This window comes from Leucobacter soli (assembly GCF_042659205.1).
In the GTDB taxonomy this organism is placed as follows: Bacteria; Actinomycetota; Actinomycetes; order Actinomycetales; family Microbacteriaceae; genus Leucobacter; species Leucobacter soli.
Genome location: NZ_JBHSRW010000116.1, coordinates 1 through 6,775 on the forward strand (window position 1 = coordinate 1; position 6,775 = coordinate 6,775).

Sequence of the window (6,775 nt, forward strand, 5' to 3'; positions counted from 1 at the left end):
GCTCGCCGCAGCACGGCGGGATCGGTGATCGTGTTCGGGCCGACCGCCCGTAGCGGGCCCTCGAGCACGCGCTCGCGCAGCGCAGGGTCGGCGTGGGCGAGCAGCACGAGCCCCGACGAGGAGGCGTGCAGCGGCAGCCTCCCCGCGACCCGGGTGATGTTGGAGACCGCGTCGGGGTGGGAGAGCCGCTCCAGGAAGAGCGCTTCGTCCCGCTCGAGCACGGCGAGCTGGGTGTGTTCCCGCAACTCCGCCTGCACGCTCTCCATGTGGGGCAGCGCGGCCTGTCGCAGGCGCAGCGCCGTCGAGCCGCGGAGCGCGAGCTCCCAGAGGCGCGTTCCGAGGCGCACCCGGTGCTCGAGGTCCCGCTCGAGCAGACCCTCGTCGACCAGCTCGTCGATGATCCGGTGCGCGGTCGAACTCGGCAGCCCCGCGCGCCGGCCGATCTCGCTCGCGGTCTGCACGGTGCGGTCGACCCCGAAGGTGTCGATCACACGCACGACGCGCGCGATCATCGACTCGCCGCTCGCGGAGTTCGCCATGCGTCCACTCTGCCACGAGGCCGCCGCCATGCGCCCACTTGCGAAGGCTTTCCACTGAGTGGAAGATGGGGTGGAAGGCGCGCACGAGGAGGTGTGTGATCGAGTCATGCTGCCGAAACTCACCCCGAACGAGAATCAGTACGGCGCCCCGGTCGAGGCGTTCATCCCCGCCGAGACGACCGGCGTCTTCACGATGCCACCCGAGCACCGCGCCGTCTGGGAACGGGCGAAGCCCTTCCTCCACGTGCGGGACAACGACGCGCACACCCTGTACGCCTACGGCCTCGCCCGTGCGCTCTGCGCGGCGAACCCCGATGCCGACGCCGGCGTCGTGCTGCCCGCGATCCTGCTGCACGACACCGGCTGGTCGCAGGTGCCTGAAGCGCTCGTGCTCACGGCCATCAGCCCGAGCGGCGGCGATCCCGAACTCGTCCGGCGGCACGAACGGGAGGGAGTGCGGATCGCGACCGAGATCCTGGAGTCCCTCGGCACCGCGGCGGAGGTCGTGGCCGAGATCGCCGACATCATCTCGACCCACGACAGCATGAAGGCGGCGAAATCCCTGAACGACGCGCTCGTGAAGGACGCCGACAAGCTCTGGCGCGTGAGCCCGCACGGGATCGACACGGTCATGGACTGGTTCGGGCTCGACCGGGCGGCGGCGAACCGGCTCTGCTCGTGGCGCGTGCACGATCATCTGCACTCCGACGCGGCACGGCTGATGGCGCGGGGCTTCAGCGCCGTCGCCTCGATCGACGCGACGCCGGAGCGCAGAGAGCTCGGCTGAGTCCGGCTGGAGTCGGACGAGCCCGATCGAACGCGGGCGGGCAGGGCGGGGCGGAACACGGAGGATCGGAGCGGGATGCGGGCGAACGAGCAGGGACGCAGCGTCGCGTCGCGACTTCTGGCGGTGTTCGAGGCCTTCGAGAGTCACGGCCCGAGCCTGTCGCTCTCGCAGATCGCCGAACTCACGGGCCTGCCGGTCAGCACGGCGCACCGGATAGTCGGCGAGTTGCATGCCTGGGGCGGGCTCTCCCGGGACGCGCAGGGTCGCTATCAGATCGGGATGCGCCTCTGGGAGCTGGGGCAGAACGCGTCGCGTCGGCAGCGGGATACGGCGAGGCCCTTTCTGCAAGATCTCTTCTCGCTCACCGGCGAGACGGTGCATCTGGCGGTGCGCGAGGGCAACGAGGCCCTCTACGTCGACCGCATCTACGGATCGAAGCGCGTGCCGCGCGCCTCGCGCATCGGCGGGCGTCTCCCATTGCACGCGACCGCGGTCGGCAAGGTGCTTCTCGCCTATGAGGAGCCCTGGTTCCGCGAGGCCTACCTCGCGGGGGAACTGCGCGCGCTGACCCCCGCGACGCATGTCGACCCCGTCGCGCTGGCCCGCGAGCTCGCCGAGATCGCGGAGCACGGGTACGCGATCACCGGGGAGGAGGCGCGTGCGGGGGCGTGCTCGATCGCGGTGCCGGTCGGGTCCGGGTCCGGTGTGAACGCGGTCGAGGCCGCGATCGGGCTGGTGACGCTCGCATCGCAGATGCCGACACTCGCGCGGCATGTCCCGGTGCTGACCGGCGTCGCCCGGCGGATCGAGGCCGCGATCCAGCACCGCCCTCCGCTGCCGCTCAGACCGTGAGCCCGGAGGCTCGCCCGCCGTCGTACGATGCCGCGGCCGGAGGAAGTCGTTTCCATTGAGTGAAATCCAAGGGCGGGGCGCGGGAAGCCGGGATCCATACTTTCGATACACCAGCACGGTTCGAAGAGGAATCAGGAGTCGGACATGATTGCAACGCAGGCGAATGCCGCAGGCGGCTGCCCGGTCGCCCACGGAGGCGCCCACCACGGCTACGAGCCGTTCGACCAGAAGAACCCCTTCCCGGCCTATGCCGAGTTGCGCCGCGAGGAGCCGGTGATGTTCGACGAGCGCGTCGGCTACTGGGTGGTGACGCGATACGACGACGTGAAGGCGGTCTTCGACGACTGGGAGACCTTCAGCAGCGAGAACGCCCAGGCCCCGGTGCGTCAGCGAGGCGCGGCGGCGAAGCGGATCATGGAGGAGGGCGGGTTCACCGCCTACTCCGGCTTGTCGGCCCGCCGCCCGCCGGAGCACACCCGCATCCGCCGGGTCGCGCAGAAGGCGTTCACGCCCCGGCGCTACCGTGCGCTCGAGCCGAGCATCCGCGCCCATGTCGTCTCGCGGATCGAGCAGATGCTCGCCCGGCCGGAACGCTCGGGCGACTTCCTCATGGATCTCGCCTACGACGTGCCCACCGTCACCATCCTCACCCTCATCGGCGCGGACACGGCCAAGGTCGACCTGTTCAAGAAGTGGAGCGATTCCCGCGCGGCGATGACCTGGGGCGACCTCAGCGACGAGGAGCAGATCCCGCACGCGCACAACCTCGTCGACTACTGGCAGGAGTGCCTCCGTCTCGTGAGCGAGGCGCACGAGACGGAGCGGGACTCGCTCGTCGGCGACCTGGTGCGCGCCCAGCGCGACGGCGACGAGATCAGCGACCATGAGATCGCCTCCGTCGTCTACAGCCTGCTCTTCGCCGGGCACGAGACCACCACGACTCTGATCTCGAACGCCATGCGCGTGCTGCTCTCGCACCCGGATCAGTGGCGCCGGCTGGTCGAGGATCCGAGCCGGATCGGGCCGGCCATCGACGAGGTGCTGCGCTACAGCGGCTCCATCGTGGCCTGGCGCCGCAAGGCGTTGAAGGACACCGAGGTCGGCGGTGTCGCCATCCCCGAGGGGGCCGAGCTGCTGCTGGTGATGGGCTCCGCCAACCGCGACGACGTCCGCTTCTCCGATGGCGAATCGTTCGACATCGACCGCGAGAACGCCCGCGAGCACCTGAGTTTCGGCTTCGGCATCCACTACTGCCTCGGCAACATGCTCGCGAAGCTGCAGGCGAAGATCGCCCTCGAGGAGATCGTCCGGCTCATGCCCGATGTCCGCCTGCAGGAGGGCTCCGACATCGGCTTCCGGGAGAACCTGTCGTTCCGGGTGCCGCTCGAGGTGCCGGTGACCTGGAAGGAGGCGGCATGAGCGCCGCGGCTCGGCCCCTGATCCAGTTCTTCGACGAGGGACTGCCCTCGGATCACGAGCTGCTCGGCGGCAAGTGCGCCTCGCTCGTCACGATGACCGCCGCCGGTATGCCGGTGCCGCCCGGCTTCGCGGTGACGACCGCCACCTACGACGAGTTCGTCGGATACTCGGGCCTCGCCGGAACGATCGCCGAGCTGCTCGCCGGGCTCGACCCTGACGACGTCACGAGCGTCGACGGGGTCTCGCAGCGCATCCGCGACGCCATCTGCTCCGTCGAGGTCTCCGAGCGGCTGCGCGACTCCTTCGACGAGGCCTGGGACCGGCTGCAGAGCCGCTTCGCCGAGCCTGTTCCGGTCGCGGTGCGATCCTCGGCCACCGCCGAGGATCTGCCCGACGCGAGCTTCGCCGGGCAGCAGGACACGTACCTCTGGCTCACCGGGGCGGGCGAGGTGCGCGAGCACATCCGCAAGTGCTGGGCCTCGCTCTACACGAGCCGTGCGATCACCTATCGGCTCAAGAACGGCATCCCGGAGGAGGGGCTGTCGATGGCCGTCGCCGTGCAGAAGATGGTGTCGGCGCGCACCGCGGGCGTCGCCATGACGATGAACCCCAGCACGGGCGACCGCTCGAAGATCGTGATCGACGCATCGTGGGGCATCGGCGAGGCGGTCGTCTCGGGCCATGTGACCCCCGACAACATCATGCTCGACAAGGTGATGATGAGCATCGTGAGCGAGCACATCGGCGACAAGCACATCGAGCTCGTGCCCGATCCCGCGGCGAAGGGGCTCATCGAGCTCGAGGTCGACGCGGCCCGCCGCGGGATCCGCAGCCTCAGCGACGACGAGCTGCGCGCCGTCGCCGAACTGGCCAAACGCGCCGAGCAGCACTACGGCACGCCGCAGGACGTCGAGTGGGCGATCGACCGCGATCTGCCGGCGGGCGAGAACCTGCTGCTGCTCCAGGCCCGCCCCGAGACGGTGCACTCCTCGAGAACGCCCGATCCTGCACCCGCGACCGCGGCGCCGACCACCGGCGTGACCAGCCTGACGTCGATGCTCACCGGATCGATCAGACTTCCATGACCCCGTCATCCTGCGTGCGCGAAGCGAGTCGCAGGATCCACCGCCTCACACCGGCCTCCACGAACAAGAACAGGAACAGAACGATGACGTCAGATTCCACCGCCACCGCGATGAAGTCCTTCCCGAGCGCAGCCGACCTCCCCGTGCCCGAGGGCGCGGAGGGCTGGGAGCAGCTCTACCCCTACTATCTGCCGTTCCGCGAGGGCGACGGCTCCGAGAGCAAGTTCTGGTTCTGCGACAGCCAGCACTGGCCCACCGTCTACAAGCCCTTCGAGACGATCGGCGGCGAGTTCGCCGTGAAGTGCCTCGGCCAGTACAACACCCGTCACCTGCTCATCCCGCCGGCCAACGGCATCGAGTTCAAAGTGCACCTCGGCTACCTCTACATGAGTCCCGTCGCGGTCGCGCCCGAGGACATCCCGGCCCGCGTGCCCGAGTTCGAGCGCCGCGTCGGCCACTACTTCGGCAACTGGGAACGCCTGCTCGACGACTGGAAGGTCAAGGTCACGGGCACCATCGCCGAGATGGAGCAGCTGCACTTCGCGCCCCTGCCCGAGATGGTGCCGTTCGAGGACATCGAGAGCGGCAAGGCCAAAGACGGCTCCGAGGTGCTGATGGAGGGCTACGATCGCCTGATCCAGCTCGCCTACCAGAACTGGCAGTACCACTTCGAGTTCCTGAACCTCGGCTACCTCGCCTACCTCGACTTCTTCACCTTCGCGAAGCAGGTGTTCCCCGGCATTCCCGATCAGGCCATCGCCAAGATGGTACAGGGCGTCGACATGGAGCTCTTCAAGCCCGATGACGAGCTCAAGGAACTCGCGACCCTCGCCGTCGAGCTCGGCCTGCAGGGCGCCTTCGCGAACACCGACGACGTCGCCGGCACCCTCGCCGCGATCGGCGCGCTGCCGGGCGGCGACCGCTGGCTCGCGCGCTACGAGGCCGCGCAGGATCCCTGGTTCAACTTCACGGTCGGCAACGGCTTCTACGGTCATGACAAATACTGGAACGAGCACCAGGAGATCCCGCTCGGCTACATCAAGGACTACGCGCGCCGGGTCGAGGAGGGCCATTCGATCCTCCGCCCGAAAGACGCGCTGATCGCCGAGCGCGACCGCATCATCGAGGAGTACCGCAGCCTGCTCGACGGCGACAACCTCGCCGCCTTCGACGGCAAGCGGGGCCTCGCGGCCACCGCATACCCCTACGTCGAGAACCACAACTTCTACATTGAGCACTGGACGATGGGCGTCTTCTGGCGCAAGGTGCGCGAGCTCGGCCGAGTCTTCGTCGCCGCCGGATTCTGGGCCGACGAGAACGACATCCTCTACCTCACCCGCAACGAGGTGCGCGATGCGCTCTTCGACTACGTCACCGGCTGGGCGGTCGGCTGCGACCCCGTGGGCCCGAGCTACTGGCCGGCCGAGATCGCTCGCCGAGCGAAGATCGTGGCCGCGCTGCAGACGCAGCGGCCGCAGCCGGCGCTCAACACGCCGCCCGCCGAGATCACCGAGCCCTTCACCCAGATGCTCTGGGGCATCACGACCGAGCAGGTGCAGTCGTGGCTCAGCGACGACGACGGCGACGACGGCACGATCACGGGCATGGCCGCCTCGCCCGGCGTGGTCGAGGGGCGCGCCCGCGTCGTCTACCATGCCGACGAGCTCGGCGAGGTGCAGGAGGGCGAGATCCTCGTCGCCACCATCACCGCCCCCTCGTGGGGCCCGGTGTTCGGCAAGATCAGGGCGACCGTCACCGACATCGGCGGCATGATGAGCCACGCGGCCATCGTCTGCCGCGAGTACGGCCTTCCCGCCGTCACCGGCACCGGCAGCGGCTCGACCTCGATCAAGACCGGCGACCTGATCCGCGTCGACGGCAACGCCGGCCGTGTCGAGATCCTCGAAGGCTAGGGAGCGGAACGTGACCCCGACCGATACTCAGCCGCAGAACCCCGGCGGCACGGTGCTGATCACCGGCGCCGCCGGCGGTCTCGGCCGATCGTTCGCGCTGGGTTTCGCCGAGCGCGGCTACGCCGTGGCTGTCGCCGACATCGACGAGGCGGGTGCGGCCGAGACCGCGGCGCTCGCGGG

Annotated in this window: 7 protein-coding genes; 6 read left to right on the forward strand and 1 reads right to left on the reverse strand. The window is 69.3% G+C overall.

Features of this window, described 5'->3' with window-relative positions:
* The coding region (locus ACFPZL_RS08250; protein ID WP_382335078.1) for an IclR family transcriptional regulator at positions 1 to 539 on the reverse strand (539 nt) is incomplete at its 3' end.
* A gap of 106 nt (positions 540 to 645) precedes the next feature.
* Between ACFPZL_RS08250 and ACFPZL_RS08255 the strand changes: the two genes are divergently transcribed.
* The 6 genes from ACFPZL_RS08255 to ACFPZL_RS08280 form a co-directional block, all read left to right on the forward strand.
* Complete coding sequence (locus ACFPZL_RS08255; RefSeq protein WP_236022034.1) at positions 646 to 1,326, forward strand: HD domain-containing protein; 681 nt, start codon at positions 646 to 648, stop codon at positions 1,324 to 1,326.
* 75 nt (positions 1,327 to 1,401) lie between these two features.
* The gene (locus ACFPZL_RS08260) at positions 1,402 to 2,178 is read left to right on the forward strand and encodes an IclR family transcriptional regulator (RefSeq protein ID WP_218115104.1); all 777 of its coding nucleotides are present in this window, start codon (positions 1,402 to 1,404) and stop codon (positions 2,176 to 2,178) included.
* A gap of 144 nt (positions 2,179 to 2,322) precedes the next feature.
* The gene (locus ACFPZL_RS08265; RefSeq protein ID WP_218115103.1) at positions 2,323 to 3,597 is read left to right on the forward strand and encodes a cytochrome P450; all 1,275 of its coding nucleotides are present in this window, start codon (positions 2,323 to 2,325) and stop codon (positions 3,595 to 3,597) included.
* Positions 3,594 to 4,682, forward strand: coding sequence for a PEP/pyruvate-binding domain-containing protein (locus ACFPZL_RS08270; RefSeq protein WP_218115102.1), 1,089 nt, complete (start codon positions 3,594 to 3,596; stop codon positions 4,680 to 4,682). Before ACFPZL_RS08265 ends, ACFPZL_RS08270 begins: the two co-directional genes overlap by 4 nt.
* A gap of 83 nt (positions 4,683 to 4,765) precedes the next feature.
* Complete coding sequence (locus ACFPZL_RS08275) at positions 4,766 to 6,595, forward strand: PEP-utilizing enzyme (protein WP_218115101.1); 1,830 nt, start codon at positions 4,766 to 4,768, stop codon at positions 6,593 to 6,595.
* A gap of 52 nt (positions 6,596 to 6,647) precedes the next feature.
* A partial coding sequence (locus tag ACFPZL_RS08280; protein WP_382335081.1) for an SDR family NAD(P)-dependent oxidoreductase occupies positions 6,648 to 6,775 on the forward strand: 128 nt, incomplete at its 3' end.

What these genes read in the sequence shown, in the direction of transcription:
- ACFPZL_RS08255 (WP_236022034.1), top strand. Translation starts at nt 646, where the DNA reads ATGCTGCCGAAACTCACCCCGAACGAGAATCAGTACGGCGCCCCGGTC.
- ACFPZL_RS08260 (WP_218115104.1), top strand. Translation starts at nt 1,402, where the DNA reads ATGCGGGCGAACGAGCAGGGACGCAGCGTCGCGTCGCGACTTCTGGCG.
- ACFPZL_RS08265 (WP_218115103.1), top strand. Translation starts at nt 2,323, where the DNA reads ATGATTGCAACGCAGGCGAATGCCGCAGGCGGCTGCCCGGTCGCCCAC.
- ACFPZL_RS08270 (WP_218115102.1), top strand. Translation starts at nt 3,594, where the DNA reads ATGAGCGCCGCGGCTCGGCCCCTGATCCAGTTCTTCGACGAGGGACTG.
- ACFPZL_RS08275 (WP_218115101.1), top strand. Translation starts at nt 4,766, where the DNA reads ATGACGTCAGATTCCACCGCCACCGCGATGAAGTCCTTCCCGAGCGCA.